The sequence below is a fragment of the Rhizobium sp. 2YAF20 genome, assembly GCF_052114685.1.
Taxonomy (GTDB): Bacteria; Pseudomonadota; Alphaproteobacteria; order Rhizobiales; family Rhizobiaceae; genus Rhizobium.
This window is the reverse complement of sequence record NZ_JBFRFF010000009.1, coordinates 19,722-39,776: the sequence shown is the minus strand read 5'-3', so window position 1 is coordinate 39,776 and position 20,055 is coordinate 19,722. Positions and strand designations below refer to the sequence as shown.

21 protein-coding genes are annotated in these 20,055 nt (G+C 59.4%); 11 read left to right on the top strand and 10 right to left on the bottom strand.

All coding sequences use genetic code 11. The features are described from left to right. Positions 1 to 53: 53 nt before the first annotated feature. From AB4Z52_RS13830 to AB4Z52_RS13815, 4 genes are all read right to left on the bottom strand, one after another. Positions 54 to 1,052, bottom strand: coding sequence for an NAD(P)H-quinone oxidoreductase (locus AB4Z52_RS13830; RefSeq protein WP_442218497.1), 999 nt, complete (start codon positions 1,050 to 1,052; stop codon positions 54 to 56). A 106-nt stretch (positions 1,053 to 1,158) separates the two neighbouring features. Next, positions 1,159 to 2,964 (bottom strand): GGDEF domain-containing protein, encoded by a 1,806-nt coding sequence (locus tag AB4Z52_RS13825; protein WP_442218496.1) that lies wholly within the window; start codon positions 2,962 to 2,964, stop codon positions 1,159 to 1,161. A 177-nt stretch (positions 2,965 to 3,141) separates the two neighbouring features. Next, positions 3,142 to 3,396: a ribbon-helix-helix domain-containing protein gene (locus AB4Z52_RS13820; protein ID WP_442218495.1), complete on the bottom strand. Its 255-nt coding sequence runs from the start codon at positions 3,394 to 3,396 to the stop codon at positions 3,142 to 3,144. 222 nt (positions 3,397 to 3,618) lie between these two features. Beyond that, the gene (locus AB4Z52_RS13815) at positions 3,619 to 4,167 is read right to left on the bottom strand and encodes an HdeD family acid-resistance protein (RefSeq protein WP_442218494.1); all 549 of its coding nucleotides are present in this window, start codon (positions 4,165 to 4,167) and stop codon (positions 3,619 to 3,621) included. A gap of 170 nt (positions 4,168 to 4,337) precedes the next feature. On the opposite strand from AB4Z52_RS13815, the gene betI reads away from it, so the two are divergent. The 4 genes from betI (at position 4,338) to betA (ending at position 10,058) form a co-directional block, all read left to right on the top strand. Beyond that, a complete protein-coding gene (gene betI / locus AB4Z52_RS13810) occupies positions 4,338 to 5,039 on the top strand; it encodes a transcriptional regulator BetI (RefSeq protein ID WP_442218493.1) in 702 nt (233 codons plus the stop codon). Positions 5,040 to 5,255: 216 nt separating this feature from the next. Next, positions 5,256 to 6,785 carry a choline-sulfatase gene (gene betC, locus AB4Z52_RS13805; protein WP_442218492.1) on the top strand — a complete coding sequence of 510 codons (1,530 nt, stop codon included), beginning with the start codon at positions 5,256 to 5,258 and terminating at the stop codon, positions 6,783 to 6,785. A 2-nt stretch (positions 6,786 to 6,787) separates the two neighbouring features. Beyond that, the gene (gene betB / locus AB4Z52_RS13800) at positions 6,788 to 8,251 is read left to right on the top strand and encodes a betaine-aldehyde dehydrogenase (protein WP_442218491.1); all 1,464 of its coding nucleotides are present in this window, start codon (positions 6,788 to 6,790) and stop codon (positions 8,249 to 8,251) included. A gap of 154 nt (positions 8,252 to 8,405) precedes the next feature. Then, entirely contained in the window at positions 8,406 to 10,058 is a 1,653-nt protein-coding gene (gene betA / locus AB4Z52_RS13795; RefSeq protein ID WP_442218490.1) for a choline dehydrogenase, read from the top strand. Between the two features lie 13 nt (positions 10,059 to 10,071). On the opposite strand, the gene AB4Z52_RS13790 is transcribed toward betA, so the two are convergent. Together AB4Z52_RS13790 and AB4Z52_RS13785 are read right to left on the bottom strand one after the other, a co-directional pair. Beyond that, positions 10,072 to 10,341, bottom strand: a complete 270-nt coding sequence (locus tag AB4Z52_RS13790) for a type II toxin-antitoxin system RelE/ParE family toxin (RefSeq protein WP_442218489.1) — start codon at positions 10,339 to 10,341, stop codon at positions 10,072 to 10,074. Beyond that, on the bottom strand, positions 10,338 to 10,784 hold the full coding sequence (locus AB4Z52_RS13785) for an RrF2 family transcriptional regulator (protein ID WP_442218488.1): 447 nt from the start codon (positions 10,782 to 10,784) through the stop codon (positions 10,338 to 10,340). The genes AB4Z52_RS13790 and AB4Z52_RS13785 overlap by 4 nt, the downstream gene beginning before the upstream one ends. 463 nt (positions 10,785 to 11,247) lie before the next feature. Here AB4Z52_RS13785 and AB4Z52_RS13780 point away from each other — a divergent pair, with 463 nt between their 5' ends. The 6 genes from AB4Z52_RS13780 to AB4Z52_RS13755 all read left to right on the top strand — a co-directional run bounded on the left by AB4Z52_RS13780 (position 11,248) and on the right by AB4Z52_RS13755 (position 17,062). Then, positions 11,248 to 11,985 carry a phosphoadenylyl-sulfate reductase gene (locus AB4Z52_RS13780; RefSeq protein ID WP_442218487.1) on the top strand — a complete coding sequence of 246 codons (738 nt, stop codon included), beginning with the start codon at positions 11,248 to 11,250 and terminating at the stop codon, positions 11,983 to 11,985. 132 nt (positions 11,986 to 12,117) lie between these two features. Then, positions 12,118 to 13,071: a sulfate adenylyltransferase subunit CysD gene (cysD, locus tag AB4Z52_RS13775; protein WP_442218486.1), complete on the top strand. Its 954-nt coding sequence runs from the start codon at positions 12,118 to 12,120 to the stop codon at positions 13,069 to 13,071. A gap of 1 nt (position 13,072) precedes the next feature. Further along, on the top strand, positions 13,073 to 14,575 hold the full coding sequence (gene cysN, locus AB4Z52_RS13770; RefSeq protein WP_442218485.1) for a sulfate adenylyltransferase subunit CysN: 1,503 nt from the start codon (positions 13,073 to 13,075) through the stop codon (positions 14,573 to 14,575). A gap of 263 nt (positions 14,576 to 14,838) precedes the next feature. After that, positions 14,839 to 15,192: a hypothetical protein gene (locus tag AB4Z52_RS13765; protein WP_442218484.1), complete on the top strand. Its 354-nt coding sequence runs from the start codon at positions 14,839 to 14,841 to the stop codon at positions 15,190 to 15,192. Positions 15,193 to 15,268: 76 nt separating this feature from the next. Beyond that, on the top strand, positions 15,269 to 15,406 hold the full coding sequence (locus AB4Z52_RS13760; protein WP_442218483.1) for a hypothetical protein: 138 nt from the start codon (positions 15,269 to 15,271) through the stop codon (positions 15,404 to 15,406). A gap of 216 nt (positions 15,407 to 15,622) precedes the next feature. Then, complete coding sequence (locus tag AB4Z52_RS13755) at positions 15,623 to 17,062, top strand: esterase-like activity of phytase family protein (protein WP_442218630.1); 1,440 nt, start codon at positions 15,623 to 15,625, stop codon at positions 17,060 to 17,062. Positions 17,063 to 17,118: 56 nt separating this feature from the next. On the opposite strand, the gene AB4Z52_RS13750 is transcribed toward AB4Z52_RS13755, so the two are convergent. The 4 genes from AB4Z52_RS13750 to AB4Z52_RS13735 form a co-directional block, all read right to left on the bottom strand. Beyond that, positions 17,119 to 17,286, bottom strand: coding sequence for a surface lipoprotein assembly modifier (locus AB4Z52_RS13750; protein WP_442218629.1), 168 nt, complete (start codon positions 17,284 to 17,286; stop codon positions 17,119 to 17,121). A 135-nt stretch (positions 17,287 to 17,421) separates the two neighbouring features. Continuing rightward, positions 17,422 to 18,582: a tyrosine-type recombinase/integrase gene (locus AB4Z52_RS13745; RefSeq protein ID WP_442218482.1), complete on the bottom strand. Its 1,161-nt coding sequence runs from the start codon at positions 18,580 to 18,582 to the stop codon at positions 17,422 to 17,424. Continuing rightward, complete coding sequence (locus AB4Z52_RS13740; protein ID WP_442218481.1) at positions 18,579 to 19,115, bottom strand: hypothetical protein; 537 nt, start codon at positions 19,113 to 19,115, stop codon at positions 18,579 to 18,581. The genes AB4Z52_RS13745 and AB4Z52_RS13740 overlap by 4 nt, the downstream gene beginning before the upstream one ends. Before the next feature lie 243 nt (positions 19,116 to 19,358). Next, positions 19,359 to 19,622 (bottom strand): hypothetical protein, encoded by a 264-nt coding sequence (locus AB4Z52_RS13735; RefSeq protein WP_442218480.1) that lies wholly within the window; start codon positions 19,620 to 19,622, stop codon positions 19,359 to 19,361. A 96-nt stretch (positions 19,623 to 19,718) separates the two neighbouring features. Between AB4Z52_RS13735 and AB4Z52_RS13730 the strand changes: the two genes are divergently transcribed. Next, complete coding sequence (locus AB4Z52_RS13730; RefSeq protein ID WP_442218479.1) at positions 19,719 to 20,042, top strand: hypothetical protein; 324 nt, start codon at positions 19,719 to 19,721, stop codon at positions 20,040 to 20,042. Positions 20,043 to 20,055 lie beyond the last annotated feature (13 nt).

The window sequence follows — 20,055 nt, the reverse complement described above, 5'->3', positions numbered from 1 at the left end:
GCCTAGGCTGAGGATTGCCAACATCTTCGGGACAGGATCCGCCTGCTTTGCGTCTATTCAACCGTCAGCATGATCTTGCCGATATGGCTGCTCTCTTCCATCAGCCTGTGGGCGTCGGCAACCTGTTCGAAGGGGAAGGTTCGGTCGATCAGTGGGGCTATGGTGCCGGCGTCGAGCAGCGGCCAGACCTCAGCCAATAGTTCGTCGCGGATGGCGCGTTTTTCCTCTGCCGTGCGCGGGCGCATGGTCGAGCCGGTTATTGTCAGGCGCTTGACCATGATCGGTGCGAGATTGACTTTTTCCGCCATCGAACCGCTGAGAAAGGCGATGATCGACAGGCAGCCGTCCTTGGCAAGCGAGGCGAGGTTGCGTTCGAGATAGTCAGCGCCGACCATGTCGAGAATGGCGTCGACGCCGTGGGTGGTTTCAGCCTTGATGACCTCGGCGAAATCTTCCTCGCGATAGTTGATGGCGCGCCTGGCGCCGATCCTCTCGCAGGCTTCACATTTTTCCTTCGTGCCCGCCGTCGTGAAGACCTCGGCGCCGAAAGCATAGGCAAGCTGGATCGCCGTCGTGCCGATGCCGCTCGATCCGCCGTGGATCAACACGCTTTCTCCCTCGGTCAGGCCGGCCATCTGAAAGAGATTGGCCCAGACGGTGAAATAGTTTTCGGGCAGTGCCGCCGCTTTGGTTGCATCGTAGCCGTTCGGGAAGCGGAGCGCCTGGCCGACGGGCAGGACGCAATATTCAGCGTATGCGCCGCCATTGGTCAGGCCGCAGACCTTGTTGCCGATGGCGAATTCGCTGGCGCCGTGACCGACGTCCACAACCTCCCCCGCTATCTCGAGGCCGAGGATTGGGCTTGCGTCCTTCGGCGGCGGATAGATGCCCTGGCGCTGGGCGATATCGGGCCGGTTGACGCCGATCGCCTCGACGCGAACCAGGATCTCGCCGGCTTTCAGAACAGGAAGCGGCCCCTTGGCGATCGTCATCGCCTCCGGGGGGCCGAAGGTCGGAAGCGCCACGTAACGCATCTCGGTTGGCAAATTCATCGGCCGATTCTCCTCCGTCTCCTCAGACGTATGGACATAGTTCAGAGGGGCAGGCTTGGGAAGGAGGAAGACGGCAAGGGCGGCATTTGGTCTCGGTCGGGCAGGTTTAATGCGCGTCGCCGATCGGATGGAAGACGACGCCGCTGTTGCTTTCCTTGGCCTTCGCCTTGATGCCGGCAATGGCGGTGCCGACGCGGCTGATATCGTCGATGACTAGACCCCTCGGCAATTCGAGCACTCCGATCGAGCAGCGCATCAGGGGAAAGAAGACCTCGGCGCCGCTGCGATCATGGCCCTTTATTCGGCCGGCGACGCGATCCTGCTGCGAATAGAGGGCAAACACACCAGTGTGGAAATCTTCAAGCAGCCGATCGACCAGCCCGCGCAGTTCGCAGGCGGTCGAGCCAGTGACGCCGATGAAGAAATCGTCGCCGCCGACATGCCCAAGGAAGTGGTGGTCGGCAAAGAAATAGCGGCGCATCAGCGAGGCAAAGAGGGAGATCGCGTGGTCTCCGAGATGGAAGCCGTAGGCATCGTTGAACGGCTTGAAATTGTCGAAGTCACAATAGCAGAAATGGCGCGTCGCGTCGCCGTCTCGCACGGCTGCCTGCATGAATTCGCCGATGGCGCGGTTGCCGGGCAGGCTGGTCAGGGGGTTCTGGTCCTGGGCGACCTTCAACTGCTTTTCGTTGATAACCTTGAGAAGGGAGGCTGCCGAGACGATTCCGGCGTAGCGCATGTTCTCGGTCACAATCAGGCAGCTGCTGCCTTCCATGTTGGCGAAGATCTCAAGCAGCCTGTCGGCGCCAGAATCGAGCGATACAATCGGCGCCTTCTCGATAAAATGCGAGATCGCCCGCGCATAGGCCTTGTTCTTCAGGAGCTCGCGGCCGAAGGGCTGATAGATATATTCCTTAAGGTGATATTCGGGGATGATGCCGCGCGGCTCGTTGTCGGCGCTGACGACGGGAAAGAAGGACTGGCGCGGATTTCGCCGAAAAAGTTCGAAGACGCTGTCGATGTTGTCGTTCTCGTTGACGGTCGGAAGCATCTCGATCTGCTTGCGGATGAGAATTTCATCCAGCGCTTGATGGTTGACCTTGGGCTTTCCAAGGTCCCGCAGATGCGGAAAGGAGGGTTTCAACTCGTTGACCAGGGTCGTCGGCCGGGCGATGAACCAACCCTGGACCAAGTCAACGCCGAAATCGCGGCAGACCAGGAATTCGGCTTCGGTCTCGATGCCTTCGGCCACGACCCGCGTCCCGAGCACATGGGCGATATTGACGACGTTCTTCAGGAGATGGCGCTTGCGGGCATTGGCGTCGATATCGGCAATGAAATAGCGGTCGATCTTCAGATAATCGATCGCGTGGTCGCAAAGCAGCTTCATCTCTCCATGGCCGACGCCGAAGTCATCGACCGCAAGCTTGAAACCCGACTTGCGCATCTTGGCGACCAGGGCGGCAAATTCGGGGACCTTGCTGTTGTCGAAGCGCTCGGACAACTCGAAGCAGATGGACGACGGCGCAATGCCGGCATTTTTCAAATGCTGCAACAGGCCATCCAGGAGCTCTTCGCCTTTGGCAATCAACCTGACGTCGAGATTGAGGAAAAGCGTGGCGGTCGTCCGATTGGCAAGCGTCAGGAATTTCGCGAGCGCCCTGCTCGCGATCATCTGTTCGAGCGGCAGAAGCTGGCCGATGCGCTCGGCTTCGTCGAGGATTTCGATGGGACTTTCGAAGCCGATCCGCTCCTGTCCGCGCATCAGGGATTCATAGCCGAAGATCGCGCCGGTGCCGGCCTCGACGATCGGCTGAAAGGCACTTTCGACAACGACCTTCGCCAAGGTCACAAGCTGGTCGCTGGCGTAGCGGCGTAGTATTCCCTGTTCGGTAGCGGCAGCCACTGACATGCGGTCTCCACAGCATTTCCAGTTTCATATTGAATGCGACCTTCGTCGGGAACAATCAACGAAACCTTTCGCCTTCATGAAACTTTTGTGAAAATGCAACTGCAGACACACACTCGCAACTATGGGTTGCAGCATTTATGACACTACGTCTTGCAGGCTGGTCGGATGATCAAGGCGTTAGGCTTGGCGGCGCTGCTCCGCCTCGTAATCGGCAAACATATCGGCCACGCAACGACTGCCGCTTCTTGGCTCGTCGTCAGGGGAATTGGCCGCACGCCTGACATCGCACAGTTCGCCGCGCTTGCGTGCCGCATCCCACATGCGCAGAGCCTCGCGCACGACTTCGCTGCTTGAGGCATAGGTGCCGTTGTCTATCGCGGCGCGGATGCCGGCGACCTGTAGCGGAGAGATGGAAACGGTTACCATCGGCATGATATTCCTCCCATTTGACCAACGAGCAGAGCCCTGCTCAGGGGAGACGCATGACCCTTCTCGTCATGGGTCCGGCGATCTATCGCCAGTGCCTTGGTCGTCAGGACGCCTCGCAACATCCTGGCCGTCGACGACGGCTACCCAATAAGGTTACGCCTGCTCACACTTCTTGTCAAAAAGTAGTGTTTCGTTACTCCCCGTTTTACCCCTTATCCACCGGTGTCATTTTTTGATGGAAAGCCCGAAGGCGACCAACGTCCAGCCTTGAAAGAACAGATCTATCGCCAAAAACATCCCGAGTATCCACAGGCTATTCACAGGCCAGCCAATAACGATTACGACGCCTGCAAGGACGGTGACGATGCCGCCGAAGAGGATCCAGCCCCATCCGCGCGATGACTTCAGGCGACGGCCGACCCAGATGCGCAGGACGCCCGCGACAACAAGAGTGACGGCGAGAAGCAGCGTCAGGACTGTCGAAGTGAGAACAGGGTTGGCGAAGGCGCAGATGCCGGCAATCGTGTAGAGCAGGCCGCTCAGCACCCAGGTCAGAATGTGCTCCCAGGTCCGGATCTGAAAGGCATGCACCAGGTAGATGATGCCGCCGATCAGCATCAGCATGCCGACATAATAGACGGATACCACAGTTGCGATGAACAAGTTGCCAAAGGCGATGAAGCTGCAGGCAAGCAGCAACACGCCGAGCGCCACGAACCAACCCCACTTCGCACGCATCGCCGACGTCGGCAGTTCATCCAGGACATTGACCATGATCTCACCGCTTATCCGTTGCTGTTGTCTAACAGGAATTATGAGCTAGATGTGCCAGCCACGCTAGTCGTCAAGTTTTTCACCACCTTTGAGCGAAAATAAATATAGCGAAGTTTTTTATTGATTGATCCGTCAATCAAAAATACTATTGCCCTCCTAGGGGAACATTTATGCCGAAAGTCGGAATGGAGACGGTGCGCCGCAAGGCGCTGGTGGATGCGGCGTTGCGCGTGATCGGCGATCACGGCTCGCTTTCCGTCACCATGTCGGAGATCGCGCGGGAGGCTGGCGTGTCGCCCGCGCTGGCACATCACTATTTCGGCAGCAAGGAGCACCTGCTGCTCGAAACGATCCGCTCCCTTCTAAGGCAGCTGCGCAACGATACGGTGACGGCGCTCAGGCTTGGCGGCAGCCCTCGCGAAAGACTGTCAGGCGTCATCCGCGTCAGCTTCCAGGCGGACCAGTTCGCCTCCGAGACCATCGCCGCCTGGCTTGCCTTCTACGCCGAGGCGCAACGCTCCGAGGAAACACGGCGCTTCCTCGTCATCTATGCCCGGCGCCTGCGTTCGAACCTTCTTGCCAATCTTCGGCCGCTCTGCCCTGATGATGACGCGGAACGCATCGCCGAAGGCGCAGCCGCGATGATCGACGGGCTCTATATCCGCCAAAGTCTCCGCTCAGCCCCGATCGGCATCGAGGCCTCGATCGCGCTGACGGAGGACTATCTGACGATGCAGCTTGCGGCATTCGACGGAGCTTGGAATGGCCCCTCATCCGCCCTTCGGGCACCTCCCCCCCGCAAGCGGGGCGAAGGGGGTGCAGCAGCCTCCGTCGTCCTCTCCCCCGACGTGAAGAGGGGTGATCGCATATGATATGCGGATCTGCGGCTGCATGCTCCAGCCCTCATGATGAGGAAGTCCGAAGGGCCGTCTCGAACCACGCGGGCCGGGGCCGAGGCCGGTTGACTGCGCAAATTCGCGCACATGGGAGCAGGCGCCCTCGTCCTTCGAGGCAATTCTTCGAATTGCACCTCAGGATGAGGGCTCGACGTCTCAGTGCTAGTTTCATAATCGCCAGAGGATCGACCCGTGACTGAGACCAAGCCGAACATCCTGATCATCATGGTCGATCAGCTCAACGGGAAGTTCTTTCCCGACGGTCCTGCAGATTTTCTGCATGCGCCTCATATGAAGGCGCTTGCCGCCCGGTCGGCGCGGTTTCGCAACAACTACACGTCGTCGCCGCTTTGCGCCCCTGCCCGCGCTTCCCTGATGGCCGGGCAGCTGCCGAGCCGGACGAATGTCTACGACAATGCTGCCGAATATGTTTCCTCGATCCCGACCTATGCCCACCATCTTCGCCGCGCCGGCTACTACACGGCGCTTTCTGGCAAGATGCATTTCGTCGGGCCTGACCAGCTGCACGGTTTCGAGGAGCGGCTGACGACCGATATCTATCCTGCCGATTTCGGCTGGACGCCGGATTATCGCAAGCCCGGCGAGCGGATCGACTGGTGGTACCACAATCTCGGCTCGGTCACCGGTGCAGGGGTCGCCGAGATCACAAACCAGATGGAATATGACGACGAGGTCGCCTTCCTCGCCAACCAGAAGCTCTATCACCTCAGCCGCGAAAACGACGATCAGGGCCGCCGTCCATGGTGCCTGACTGTCTCCTTTACCCATCCCCACGACCCTTATGTCGCGCGCCGGAAATTCTGGGATCTTTACGAGGGCTGTGAGCAACTGAAACCCGAGATCGGCGCTTTGCCCGAGGATCAGCTTGATCCGCATTCAAAGCGGATCATCCATTCCTGCGACTACGACAAATTCGTTGTGACCGACGAAAACGTCCGGCGTTCGCGGCAGGCCTATTTCGCCAATATCTCCTATCTCGACGAGAAGGTCGGCGAACTGGTCGACACGCTGACGCGGACGCGGATGCTCGACAGCACCTTCATCCTATTCTGCTCGGATCATGGCGACATGCTTGGCGAGCGCGGGCTGTGGTTCAAGATGAACTTCTTCGAGGGCTCGGCCCGCGTGCCGCTGATGGTTGCGGGTCCCGGCATCAAGCCGGAATTGCACCTGACCCCGACATCGAACCTCGACGTGACGCCGACGCTCGCGGCCCTTGCCGGCATTTCCATGGACGAGGTCAAGCCGTGGACCGACGGGATGAGCCTGGTGCCAATGATGAACGGCGTTCCGCGCACCGAACCGGTGCTGATGGAATATGCGGCCGAGGGTTCTTACGCGCCGATCGTCGGCATCCGCGAGGGCAAGTGGAAATATATCCACTGCATGCTCGATCCCGATCAGCTTTTCGATCTCGAGGCCGATCCGCTGGAGCTCGCCAATCTTGCCGACGATCCTGAATTCGCAGAGATTGTCGCAGTTTTCCGCCGCAAGCGGGAAGAGCGCTGGGACATGGGCGCCTTCGACGCGGCGGTGCGTGAAAGCCAGGCGCGGCGCTGGGTGGTCTACGAGGCGCTGCGCAACGGCGCCTATTATCCCTGGGACCACCAGCCCTTGCAGCGGGCCTCGGAGCGCTACATGCGCAACCATATGGACCTCAACATCCTCGAAGAATCCAAACGCTATCCGCGCGGAGAATAAAGATGAAAGCCCAACCGAAAGCCTCGCACTTCATCGACGGCGAATATGTCGAGGACACTGACGGCACCGTCATCGAAAGCATCTATCCGGCGACCGGCGAGGTGATCGCCCGGCTGCATGCGGCAACGCCCGCAATCGTAGAGATGGCGATCGCGTCGGCAAAACGGGCCCAGCCGGAATGGGCGGCAATGAGCCCGACGGCACGCGGCCGCATCCTGAAGCGGGCAGCCGAGATCATGCGCGAGCGCAACCGCGAACTATCGGAACTTGAGACCCTCGACACCGGCAAGCCGATCCAGGAGACGATGGTTGCCGACCCGACCTCAGGCGCCGACAGCTTCGAATTCTTCGGCGGCGTCGCGGCTGCCGGCCTCAACGGCTCCTACATCCCGCTGGGCGGGGACTTTGCCTACACCAAGCGCGTGCCGCTCGGCGTCTGCGTCGGTATCGGCGCCTGGAACTATCCGCAGCAGATCGCTTGCTGGAAGGGCGCTCCGGCGCTGATCGCCGGCAATGCCATGGTCTTCAAGCCGTCTGAAAACACGCCGCTTGGCGCGCTGAAGATCGCGGAGATATTGCTGGAGGCCGGGCTTCCGAAAGGGCTCTACAATGTCATCCAGGGCGACCGCGATACCGGGCCGCTGCTGGTCAACCACCCCGATGTCGCCAAGGTTTCGTTGACCGGTTCCGTTCCGACCGGACGCAAGGTCGCGGCCGCGGCGGCAGGAAGCCTCAAGCATGTCACGATGGAACTCGGCGGCAAGTCGCCGCTGATCGTCTTCGACGATGCCGATATCGACAGCGCCATCGGCGGGGCGATGCTCGGCAATTTCTATTCGACCGGCCAGGTCTGCTCGAACGGCACCCGGGTCTTCGTCAGCAGGAAGATCAAAGACGAGTTCCTGAAGCGACTGAAGGGCCGCACCGAGGCGATGATCATCGGCGACCCGATGGACGAGGCGACGCAGGTCGGCCCGATGGTCTCCTGGGCGCAGCGCGAAAAGGTGCTCTCCTACATCGCACAAGGCAAGGCCGAAGGCGCGGCGCTGATCGCCGGCGGCGGCATCCCCAACAATGTCTCCGGCGAAGGCTATTATATCCAGCCAACCGTCTTTGCCGATGTCACCGACGGAATGACAATCGCTCGCGAGGAAATCTTCGGGCCTGTCATGTGCGTGCTCGATTTCGACAGCGAGGATGAGGTGATCGCCCGCGCCAACGCCACCGAATTCGGCCTTTCCGGCGGCGTCTTCACCTCTGACATCACCCGCGCCCATCGCGTGGTCGACAGGCTGGAGGCAGGGACGTTGTGGATCAACACCTATAACCTCTGCCCCGTCGAGATGCCCTTCGGCGGCTCGAAACAATCAGGCTTCGGCAGGGAAAACTCACTGGCGGCGCTGGAGCATTATAGCGAATTGAAGACGGTGTATGTGGCGATGGGGCCGGTGGTGGCGCCTTATTGATGGGGCTGGCGGGGGCCTTGTGGAAAGACAGAAGCTCACTGCCTCCTTCCTCTTGAAGCAAATTTCTTCTGCGCAGGTAAGGCAAATTCCCTCATCCTGAGGTGCCCGGCCGAAGGACGGGCCTCGAAGGATTAGGCGGCATTGGAAAGATAACATGCAGCAAGCAGATTTCGTCATCATCGGTTCGGGTTCGGCAGGCTCCGCCATGACTTACCGCCTGTCGGAAGACGGCAAGCATTCGGTGATCGTGCTGGAATATGGCGGCAGCGATTTTGGGCCGTTCATCCAGATGCCGGCAGCGCTTGCCTGGCCGATGAGCATGGACCGGTACAACTGGGGCTACTACTCGGAGCCGGAGCCGAACCTCAACAACCGGCGGATCACCGCGCCGCGGGGCAAAGTGATCGGCGGGTCGTCCTCGATTAACGGCATGGTCTATGTCCGTGGCCACGCCGAGGACTTCAACCGCTGGGAGGATCTCGGCGCCCGCGGCTGGGCCTATGCCGACGTGCTGCCCTACTTCAAGCGAATGGAGCATACCCACGGCGGCGAGGACGGCTGGCGCGGTACCGACGGGCCACTGCATGTCCAGCGCGGCGGCTTTACCAATCCGCTATTCCACGCCTTCATCGAGGCCGGCAAGCAGGCCGGCTTCGAGGCGACGGACGACTACAACGGCAGCAAGCAGGAAGGCTTCGGCCTGATGGAACAGACCATCTATCGCGGCCGTCGCTGGTCAGCGGCCAATGCCTATTTGCGACCCGCCCTGAAGCGGCCGAATGTCGAACTGATCCGCTGCTTTGCCCGCAGGATCGTGATCGAGAACGGCCGCGCCACCGGCGTCGAGGTCGAACGCGGCGGCAAAATCGAGGTCATCAAGGCAAACCGCGAGGTCATCGTGGCTGCGTCGTCGTTCAATTCGCCGAAGCTGCTGATGCTTTCCGGCATCGGACCGGCTGGACATCTCAAGGACATGGGCATCGAGGTGAAAGTCGATCGCCCCGGCGTCGGCGCCAATCTGCAAGACCATATGGAGTTCTATTTCCAGCAGGTCAGTACCAAGCCAGTGTCGCTTTATTCCTGGCTTCCCTGGTTCTGGCAGGGGGTTGCGGGCGCGCAGTGGATGTTCACGAGATCGGGGCTCGGCACCTCGAACCAGTTCGAGGCCTGCGCCTTCCTGCGCTCCGCTCCTGGTGTCAAGCAGCCCGATATCCAGTATCATTTCCTGCCCGTCGCCATCAGCTATGACGGCAAGGCGGCGGCAAAGAGCCACGGCTTCCAGGTCCATGTCGGCTACAATCTGTCGAAATCGCGCGGCGCGGTGACGCTCAGATCCGCCGACCCGAACGCGGATCCGGTCATCAATTTCAACTATATGAGCCATGCCGAGGACTGGGAGAAATTCCGCCACTGCGTCCGGCTGACCCGCGAAATCTTCGGGCAGCAAGCCTTCGATCAATATCGCGGCGCTGAAATACAGCCCGGCGCCAATGTCGAGACCGACGAGGAGATCGATGCCTTCCTGCGCGAGCACCTAGAAAGCGCCTACCACCCCTGCGGCACCTGCAAGATGGGCGCAAAGGACGATCCGATGGCGGTCGTCGACCCAGAAACGCGCATCATCGGCATTGAGGCCCTGCGCGTTGCCGATAGTTCGATCTTCCCGAGCCTCACTTACGGCAATCTCAACGGCCCTTCGATCATGACCGGCGAAAAGGCAGCCGACCACATCCTCGGCCGCGCACCCGCGGCACGGTCGAACCAGGAACCCTGGATCAATCCGAGGTGGCAGGTGAGTGACAGGTAGGGCGGTGGAGAGGTCAGTGGTAGTCGTCTTCGCGCTGATGCCGAACAGCCAGGATCGTTACCGATTCTGCATCGCCAATTTCGAACAGCAGCACGTAGGCGGCTGATCCGAACGGCATGACGAGTTCGCGAAGGAACGGATTTTCGGGGGATGCCTTGCGGCAACTGAATGGAAAAACACCAAGGGTCTTCATGCCACTGTCAATGATCGACAGCGCGCGTTTTGCCGCCTCTTCGTCTCGTTCCAGCAGGTGGGCACATTGAAACCGCGAGGTCCCGTTCAAGCCAACAGCCGCGTAATCTCCGCCCCCGCCGGCAGCGCCGCCGTGTCGGCGATCGTCGTCGAGAATAGGACCTTGCGGGTGGCGTCGGCCACTTTGGCGAAGACGTGGCGAATTTCGCAGGTTTGCTCGCCGTCGCAATCGTCGCACTTGCGATAGGCGGTGATCGACAGGCAGGGCAGCGGCGCGATCGGGCCATCGATGATGCGCAGGATTTCGCCATAGGTGATTTCGTCGGCAGGCTTTAGCAGCAGATAGCCGCCCTGCTTGCCACGGCGACTGGCAACGATGCCCTGATGCTTGAGCTCGAGAAGGATCTGCTCGAGGAATTTCTTCGGGATTGTCTGCTGCTCGGCAATATCCGAAATCATCATCGGCTCGCCGGGATCGACTTGAGCCAGCGCGGCCAGCGCCCGAAGTGCATATCTTGCTTTTTGGGTGATCATTTCAAACCGTCAACACACACATCCGGCAGCGATCTGCCTACAGTTTCGAAGTTGTTCTGAAATCTATGGCACGGCCAGTCTGAACGGAATTTGAACACAGCTGAAACCCTTGGAAATTCAGATGCCTCGTCGCCCCTTCATTAAGCAGTTCAGGTCGGATTTGGGGCGAATTTCGGCAATTTCCATGCGATTTTCCATCACTTCGGATTTCCATTTGACAAACGACGTGTAAGTCTACTATTTCGATAGACATTAACGCAATAGACTGCTAGTTTGCGTTTTCCATTCGGCGAAAGCGTCTTGTGATTTTCGCCTGCAATGACTGCGGAGGCGTCTGGTTTTCCCTGCCGGACTGTCTTCAGAGAGATATTTGCTCTTCGGGCGATAGTTTCGAAATCGCTTTTCCTGTCCCCTCGGTTCCTGAACTGCGATACTCCGGGCAATATCAGGACAGGATTCTCCCATGACTGCCATCGACGCGATCGAAAACACCGCCACGCTCAACAGCCAGTTTGCCGCTCTCGATCTGTCCGGCCGGCTGTCTCTAGCAGCAAGCCTCGGTGGACGCGCGGTATTCACGACCAGCCTTGGCATCGAGGATCAGGTAATCACGGCCGAAATCGGCATCCACCGTCTGCCGATCGATGTCGCGACGCTGCAGACCGGCCGGCTTTTTGCCGAGACGCTGGCGCTGATCGATGAGACGGAAAACCAGTACGATATCAAGATCCAGCGCTTCGAGCCCGAGAAGGCCGATATCGACGCCTATGCGGCGCAATATGGAATGAATGGCTTTTACGAAAGCGTCGAGGCACGGCATGCCTGTTGCGGTGTGCGCAAGGTCAAGCCGTTGGCGCGCGCGCTTGCCGGCGCCACCATCTGGGTCACCGGCCTGCGCCGCGGGCAATCGGCTAATCGCGCCGACACGCCATTCGTCGAATATGATGCCGATCGCAACATGCTGAAGGTCAATCCGCTGGCCGATTGGGATATCGAGCGCATCCGCGCCTATGTCGGCGACAATGGCGTTCCGGTGAACCCGTTGCATGCGCGCGGCTATCCCTCGATCGGTTGCGAGCCCTGTACCCGCGCCATCAAGCCTGGCGAGCCGGAGCGCGCCGGCCGCTGGTGGTGGGAGAACGACCAGACCCGCGAATGCGGCCTGCACGTTCACGAAGAAGCCGCAGTGGTCGCCCAGTAAATACCCGCCGGTTTCCGGTCCATGGCAAGAGAGCGCGGTTTTCCCGCCGCCAGCCTTTCGGAAACCAATTGATCGTATCATGCCGACCAGCAAAGTCCGGGTCGCAAAATGTCAAAAGTTCTGGAGTTCAAAATGCCCGATAGCCGCCCCGATACGGAGCTGCACAATCCGCAGAGCGTCAAGCCGCCGCTCGATCCACATCTAAAGGCGCTTGAAAACGAGAGCATCCATATCTTCCGCGAAGTTGCCGCCGAATTCGAGCGTCCCGTCATGCTCTATTCGATCGGCAAAGACTCGTCCGTGCTGCTGCACCTGGCGCGCAAGGCTTTCTATCCCGGCCGTGTGCCCTTCCCGCTGCTGCATGTGAACACCGGCTGGAAGTTTTCGGAGATGATCGCCTTTCGCGACCAGACCGCCAAGGACTTCGATCTCGACCTGATCGAGCATATCAATCCGCGCGGTGCCGCCGAGGGCGTTACGCCGTTCACCCACGGCTCGGCGACCTTTACCGACATCATGAAGACCGAGGGGCTACGCCAGGCGCTTGATGCCGGCGGGTTCGATGCCGCCTTCGGCGGCGCACGGCGCGACGAAGAGGCGAGCCGCGCCAAGGAACGCATCTATTCCTTCCGCACACCTGACCACCGCTGGGACCCGCGCAACCAGCGGCCGGAACTCTGGAACGTCTATAACGGCATGATCAAGAAGGGCGAAAGCGTGCGCGCCTTTCCGCTCTCCAACTGGACCGAAGTCGATATCTGGCGCTACATTCAGGCCGAGGATATTCCGCTGGTTCCGCTTTACTACGCCAAGAAGCGACCCTTTGTCGAACGCGACGGGATGATGATCCTCGCCGAAGACCCGCGGCTCGAACTGCTGCCCGGCGAAGTCAGGCAGGAAGGCATGATTCGCTTCCGCACGCTCGGCGACTTTCCGCTGACCGGCGCCATCCCCTCGCAAGCGACGACCCTCGACGCGGTCATTGCCGAACTTGAAATTGCCACCGTGTCCGAACGCCAGGGCCGCGCCATCGACCGCGACCAGTCCGGCTCCATGGAAAAGAAGAAGCGTGAAGGATATTTCTGAGATGAACGTTGCCAATTCCGCAAGCGCTGTCGCCCTGCCCTCTTCCGAGCCCCTACTTTCTGCCGAGCTGTTGAAGGCCGTTCGTGACAGCCGTCCGCTGCGCCTCATCACCTGCGGCAGCGTTGACGACGGCAAATCGACGCTGATCGGCCGCCTGCTCTGGGACACCAAGGCGGTCAAGGAAGACCAGGCCGTGGCGCTCCGCCGTGATTCCACCGGCAAGCAGAACGATCTCGGTCTTCCCGACTTCGCGCTTTTGCTCGACGGATTGCAGGCCGAACGCGAACAGGGCATCACCATTGACGTTGCCTATCGCTATTTCTCGACCGACAAGCGCTCGTTCATCGTCGCCGACACGCCCGGCCATGAGCAATATACCCGCAACATGGCAACCGGTGCCTCGACCGCAGACCTCGCGATCCTGTTGATCGACGCGCGCATGGGCATTCTCGAGCAGACGCGCCGCCATGCAACAATTGCCTCGCTGCTCGGCATCAAGCAGTTCGTGCTGGCGATCAACAAGATCGACCTTACGAACTACGATCGCGCCGGCTTTGAGAAAATCTCGCATGATTTCAAGGAATTCGCGCTTTCTCTCGGCGTAAAGCAGATCACCGCGATCCCGATGTCAGCGCTGAAGGGCGAGAATGTCGTCTATTCCGGCCAGGCTGCAATGCCCTGGTATAACGGCCCGACGCTGGTCGAGGCGCTGGAGCTTGCGACCGTGCGCTCGTCGCAGGCCGTCGGCTTCCGTCTCTCGGTGCAGCGCGTCTCGCGGCCGGGCGAAAGCTTCCGCGGTTATCAGGGCACGGTTGCTGGCGGCTCCGTGAAGCCGGGTGACAGCGTCATGATCCTGCCGTCGGGCATGGTCGCCAATGTCTCGAAGATCGTGACCTTCGACCTCGTGCGCAACGCGGCTGTCGCCGGCGATGCCATCACCCTCGTTCTCGACCGCCAGGTCGATGTTTCGCGCGGCGACATGATCGTCGCCATCGATAGCCAGCCGCAGGTCGGCCTCTCCTTCGATGCGCATCTGGTAGCACTTCAGCCGGAAGGCATCATCGCCGGCAAGCGCTACTGGCTAAAAAGCGGCAGCCGTCGCCAGCGCGTGCAGGTCAACCCCGTGAGCCAGCTCGAACTTTCGACCGGCAACTGGAACCCGGCTGGCGCGCTGCCGATGAATGCGATCGGCAAGGTGCATCTCGTCTTCGACGAAGCGGCGATCTTCGATTCCTATGACCAGAACCGCTCTTCCGGCTCGTTCATCCTGATCGATCCAGACAGCAACAACACGGTTGCCGGCGGCATGGTGACCGGCAAGCGCTCCGATATCGGCGGCATCCACAAGGAAGACGGCCGTGTCATTCTCTCGCTGCCGGCCGACCTTGCCGACAAGATCATGGCCAGCGAACTCTTCGCTGCCCGCCGCGACGAAGCCGAAGTCCGCAGAATGACCGCCGCACAGGCAGCCGAACTCTGGGCCAATGCGGCGAGCGATATCTGAGTAAGCAGGCGGGCCATGGCGGCCGGCGGATCGGAACGACGATTATCGATGACATGGAAAATCGGGCATGGAGCCCGATTTTCCTGTTTCAAGCGCGCAAGCGACGACTTGCTCAGGGCATCTCCCGCACGTCCATTCGCCTTATATTTCTGACTAAAACAAAATGTGTGCTATCTATTGGCTGCTTCCAGTTCAGCGGCGGGTTGTAAAGCTGGCGTTTGCATTCGCGGCTGCTATATGTTCAAGCCATGATAACGGCTCGTGTGTTCAAGATTTTGGTGTGGGTTTATCTCGTGGTGCTTCTCGTGGCCACGATCGTCCCTACCAACTGGCACGCCGATATCAGTAACCCCTACGATATCGACAGGCTGATTGCGCTTGGAATCGCGGGGTTGCTCGCACGCCTTGCCTATCCGCAGACGCCATCTTTCGTGTGCATCCTGATGATCGGGATGGTTTGCGGCCTCGGGTTCGCCCGCTATGTCGCCATTGGTAGTTTCGGCTCGCCGATGCATTGCATCGTGGCGATGGCCGGCGCGCTCTGGGGCGTTGCCCTTGCTGCAGCCTTCGATCGGGTTCGTCTCTCGCCTCTAGGAAAGCGCGCTCAGCTGAACTGACCCGCGAATCCTCCCAAGGGGAGGGCAACTGTCGACGCGCTGCCACCCATTTCTCCGGGAGTAAGGGAGAACGACAATGCAGATTCGTCCATGGCTTCTCGGTCTCGCGGTGTTTATCGCTGGCGTAGCCTTTTTTGCGACGCTGACAGTGCCGCTCACCGGGCAGGCGCCGCTTCGCGGCATGCAACCGCCGCAAACCACCGCTCGGCACTGATTGATCCTTCACGCGCAGGCTTACCGCCAGCAAGGAGTCGGTTCGCGCAATCCGGCGACTGTCATCCCTCTATCATATTGGCAACATAGATCATTTGGGGCCGGCGCTCGGGGGAGCTCGCCGCCCCCCAGCCATTGCCATTTCATGAAGAGGATATTGCACGTGAGAAATTCGCATTCGACCACTTTGCCGCTGCTATCTGCAGCCTTTGTCCTGATGGTAGCAACGGCGCCGATTGCAGCGTTGGCCGAGAATTCCGTTACCATCGGCGGCGCGACGCTCGTCAACAAGGGCCGGGTCGGCGTCGGCCGCATTCCGTCGGCCCAGCGCGACAAGTTCGGCGAGACCTTCGGCTCCGGCTCCGGCATGGCGATCGACCCGGCGAGCTGGACGCGCGACGGCGATAGCTACAAGGGCTCGCTCTGGCTGCTGCCGGACCGGGGATATAACGTCGAAGGCACCACGGACTACCGGCCGCGCCTCAATACGATCTCCATCCAGCTGACCCCGACGGCGCCGGGCGCAACCCCGGCTGCCGGAAAAGAACAATCCGGCGTGGATGCCAAGCTTGCCGACACCATACTGCTTACCGACGACAAGGGCACCGACACCACCGGGCTCGACCCTGCGGATGGTATCCGCGCGCCGGAAGGCAGCATGCCGCTTTTGCCGCAGGCACCGAACGGCAAGATCTCGCTCGACAACGAGGCCATCGTTCGCCTGCCCGACGGCTCGATGTTTATCAGCGACGAATATGGCCCTTACATCTATCGCTTCTCGGCCGATGGCCGGATGATGTCGGCGACACCGCCGCCGGCGGCGCTCATCCCGATGCGCCATGGAGCGGCGAATTTCGCCTCCAACAATCCCGGTCCCGGCGAAAGCGCGCCTGACCCTAAGGATCCCACAAGCGGCCGCCAGAACAACCAAGGCCTCGAAGGCATGGCTATGACGCCGGACGGCAAGTTCCTGATCGCGGTGCTGCAATCGGCAACACGCCAGGACGGCGGCGACAGCGGCAAGACCCGCGAGAACACCCGCGCGCTCGTCTACGACGCGTCCGATCTCGCGCATCTGAAGCTCGTGCACGAATATGTCGTGCCGCTGCCGGTCTTTACCGGCGACGAGGGCAAGCGGTCGGTTGCAGCCCAGAGCGAAATCGTCGCGCTGTCGCCGCAGACCTTCCTGATGCTTTCGCGCGACAGCGGCCACGGCTACGGCCTGAAAAGCGACGCCTCGCTCTACCGCACCATCAACGTCGTCGATGTCTCGGGCGCCACCGACATTGCCGGCACGCCGTTCGACGGCGAGAAGCCGGTTGCACCCAAGGGAGTGCTCGATGTCTCCGTCAAGCCGGCGGCACTGACGCCGTTCATCGATATCAACGACAACGCCGACCTTGCCCGCTTCGGCCTTCACAACGGCACGCCGAACGACAAGAACAATCTCTCTGAGAAATGGGAAGCCATGTCGCTTGCCAGCGTTCTCGACCCGAAGCGCCCTGACGACTACTTCCTGTTCGTCGCCAACGACAACGACTTCCTGACACAGGACGGCTTCCAGGTCGGCGCCAGCTACAAGGCCGACGGCGGCGCCGACGTCGATACGATGTTCCAGGTGTTCGAACTGACGCTGCCGGGTCTGGCGAAGAAGTAACTCGCGAACGACATCAGCGGACGCGGCATGGTCGCGTCCACGTCATCGAACTTCCATCAATACTTCTTGGTGAAGTACAAATTCACGGAGTGGGAATCAAAGTCGTGGAGGCTGATGTTGGAATTATTGCTGGTGAAGCAATATTCCAGCTGCGGCGCGATCCCCATATAGCTCAGGTTGCGGAAGACGCGGCTAACGGCAACTGCAATCATATTATTGCGCACAGAAACGGTGCGCAATCGGCGCGGCTTATGACTTTGAACAAGACATCGGGAATATGGCGCTTGAAAGACTGGTCGGAGTGGAGTGATTCGAACACTCGACCCCCACGTCCCGAATTTTGTTGACGACCCCAGTGATCAGGCTGCTTTCCTTATTTTCTGGGACCTTACGGACATTTTGATCTGACTTGGTTTTGCCTGTTCCGACTTGTTTCTCCCGGTTTCTTCCGGTTGCTTCTTGCCGTAGCTGAAATTGTCGGTGTCGCCCTTGTCCTTTTTGATCTTCCCGATACCACCCGTGGAAATTGCATCGGCGATACCCTGTTGGTGGTGCGTTCGATGATGGCCGTAGACCCGATCCAGCATTTCCATGGACATACCCAGGAAACCGGCGATGTCATTGATAGCCAGTTCTGACTCGCGCATCATCCAAGTCGCAGCTGTATGGCGGAAGCTGTGTGGGACGAGCTTTCGATCCGGAAAAAGTTCCTTAATCAACCGAGAAAGCGCACGGCTATTTTCAATCGGTTCCCCGTTGAACTCGATTGGATACCTGCGCCCGGCCTTGTACCATCGGCGCATGTATTGGAGGAGACGCTTCGGGATTTTGAACGACGGAGCCTGCTTGTTTTTTGCAACCTCCTCCCCAGGTGCTGTGCGGTGGTATACTCCACGTTCAAGGTCAATCCATGGGCGACCTTCCTTTTTGATGAATGAGGCCGTGAACATCCGGCTGGATCGAGTACCAGTGTAGGTGGCTAACAGAATGTAAGGAATGAGATGTCGACGTGGATAAGACGTCGTCCTCACCTGCGTCCCGGCGTGGCCGGTGTTTTCAGACTTCTTTTCGTTATGAGTGTAAAGGCGCTGAGCCCGGCATGCCCTGATCATCTTGGCGACATCGTCCCGCTCAAAGAAATCAGTGCGGCGCTTTGGCTTAGGTGGAAGTGTGACCACAACAACGCGGTCGATGATGCGGTCCTCAAGCGCAATATTCAGAGCACGGCGGAGGTACTCCAACCGATTACGTGCTGCTGTCGGGGTCTTGCATGTCCCAGTATACGTCCGGCAATTCGCCCTTGTGATATCGCCTACCGTCTTGTCGCCCCACCAGTCGATTAGATGTAGGATGTAAGTGAGAACCTCTTGTGGTCTCGAAAGCGGCTTGCGACAAGACTTGTCATCGGCAGCTTCGATGTCGATCTGCTCAGTGATGTAGTGCGACAGTACGTCAGCCAGGGGAACGTCATCCGTTTTCCGATGACGTTGGATGGGCTGACCGGATGTTCGCTCGATCAACCATTCCGCAAAGTATTTCTGAGCTTCAGTACCTTCGCTCGCGCCAAATCCTGTGCTCTTCCGAGACTGGCGTCCCTTATCTTCATCAAAGAATTTGATGGCCCAGACGGCCTGTTCAACTGAGCCGTTCTTGTTTCGGGTTTCAGGCTGGAGCCAGAGTTCAGGTTGGTTACGTCTACGCGGCATGACTCTATCCACTCCTTCAAATATCGACGTGTTACAAAGAGGTTCTTATTCGGTCGGAAGGCCGCAAGCTGACCTCGGTGGATCGCCTCGCGCACCATCCCCTTCGTCACCGTGTTTGACGGCGTCGACGGAATATTGAGCATCATCTTGCCACCGAGTTCCGGCAGGCAAAGCGCGTCTTCAATTCTAAGGGGTTCGTCTTCGTGCGGATCGTCCTCTTCGAGGAACCTTGCAAATTCGGCGATTGTCGCCTGGTGCCGCTCTAGTAATTCCGCGTCTTCCTGAAGTGTCTTTTCAATTTCAGCCTGGAGTTCTTCGATTGTCAGTTCTTTGATGTTGTCATTCATTTCCTGCACTCTGTCACGGTGAAGGATGTGTATCTCCCGGTTAACGCGGATGCAAGAAGGCAATCAAAAAAGCAAAATGATTTCAAAAGGTTGAATACAAACGTCATCCAAAATCGCGAATGGATGACATTTGTATACGACGCCTTTTACCCATCGGCGACTAACCCCTTGGTTTGAAATGCGATCAGTAATCAAGTTGAAATTTCGGCGTAGTTACTGATCCGTTGTTCGCGCAAATCTATTCTACTCAGCTTGGAAAGCTTGCGTCTTCTTGCATGCGGAGCACGTCCGATTATAAATGCCGGTCGACACGAATGGATAGTGCTCAGTCGGATTGATGCAGGTCCTGACGGCGAGGCCCGGCTCCGAAAGTTCCTCGCGCGTCAGCGCAAACAGACCGCTCCGTGAGCCCTTGATCGAAACCGCCAGTGCCGTCCGGCCGAGTTCTGTAGCGATCTCGGTAGCGGTCCTTCTTTCAATCAACAGCTTCACAGTGATCGAATTCACTCCCAAAAATCCTCCCGCATTGCTCGTCTCCAGCCTTCTTGCTTTGAAGACCGGCGTGAGTCTAAATTCCATAGGCCGAAACTGGAATTTAACCCTATGCCAGGACCTGACCTCTCATCGCTACACGCGGCCTATCGCCAAGCGATCACGGAAATCAGGAGCCGCCTGCCTGATAATCAGATCGTTGATGTTCTGGAACGATATGTTGCCGGTGGATACGACCGCGACGAGGCGATGGATGCGCTCGGCATCGATCATCTGGGGACGCTTTACACCGCCGTTGCGGTCTACCGTATCGAGCGCCCGGAGCCCAATCCCCAAGAGGAGGAGCGCCAGGCCAAAATGATGCGGATGCTGCTCGACGGGGAAGAAGTTCCAGCCGAACTGCGGCAACCGGCTTCCTGGAGGATTCGGCATTAGTGAGATTGGTAGC

What these genes read in the sequence shown, in the direction of transcription:
- AB4Z52_RS13830 (WP_442218497.1), bottom strand. Translation starts at nt 1,052, where the DNA reads ATGAATTTGCCAACCGAGATGCGTTACGTGGCGCTTCCGACCTTCGGC.
- AB4Z52_RS13825 (WP_442218496.1), bottom strand. Translation starts at nt 2,964, where the DNA reads ATGTCAGTGGCTGCCGCTACCGAACAGGGAATACTACGCCGCTACGCC.
- AB4Z52_RS13820 (WP_442218495.1), bottom strand. Translation starts at nt 3,396, where the DNA reads ATGCCGATGGTAACCGTTTCCATCTCTCCGCTACAGGTCGCCGGCATC.
- AB4Z52_RS13815 (WP_442218494.1), bottom strand. Translation starts at nt 4,167, where the DNA reads ATGGTCAATGTCCTGGATGAACTGCCGACGTCGGCGATGCGTGCGAAG.
- betI (WP_442218493.1), top strand. Translation starts at nt 4,338, where the DNA reads ATGCCGAAAGTCGGAATGGAGACGGTGCGCCGCAAGGCGCTGGTGGAT.
- betB (WP_442218491.1), top strand. Translation starts at nt 6,788, where the DNA reads ATGAAAGCCCAACCGAAAGCCTCGCACTTCATCGACGGCGAATATGTC.
- betA (WP_442218490.1), top strand. Translation starts at nt 8,406, where the DNA reads ATGCAGCAAGCAGATTTCGTCATCATCGGTTCGGGTTCGGCAGGCTCC.
- AB4Z52_RS13785 (WP_442218488.1), bottom strand. Translation starts at nt 10,784, where the DNA reads ATGATCACCCAAAAAGCAAGATATGCACTTCGGGCGCTGGCCGCGCTG.
- AB4Z52_RS13780 (WP_442218487.1), top strand. Translation starts at nt 11,248, where the DNA reads ATGACTGCCATCGACGCGATCGAAAACACCGCCACGCTCAACAGCCAG.
- cysD (WP_442218486.1), top strand. Translation starts at nt 12,118, where the DNA reads ATGCCCGATAGCCGCCCCGATACGGAGCTGCACAATCCGCAGAGCGTC.
- cysN (WP_442218485.1), top strand. Translation starts at nt 13,073, where the DNA reads ATGAACGTTGCCAATTCCGCAAGCGCTGTCGCCCTGCCCTCTTCCGAG.
- AB4Z52_RS13760 (WP_442218483.1), top strand. Translation starts at nt 15,269, where the DNA reads ATGCAGATTCGTCCATGGCTTCTCGGTCTCGCGGTGTTTATCGCTGGC.
- AB4Z52_RS13755 (WP_442218630.1), top strand. Translation starts at nt 15,623, where the DNA reads ATGGTAGCAACGGCGCCGATTGCAGCGTTGGCCGAGAATTCCGTTACC.
- AB4Z52_RS13740 (WP_442218481.1), bottom strand. Translation starts at nt 19,115, where the DNA reads ATGAATGACAACATCAAAGAACTGACAATCGAAGAACTCCAGGCTGAA.
- AB4Z52_RS13730 (WP_442218479.1), top strand. Translation starts at nt 19,719, where the DNA reads ATGCCAGGACCTGACCTCTCATCGCTACACGCGGCCTATCGCCAAGCG.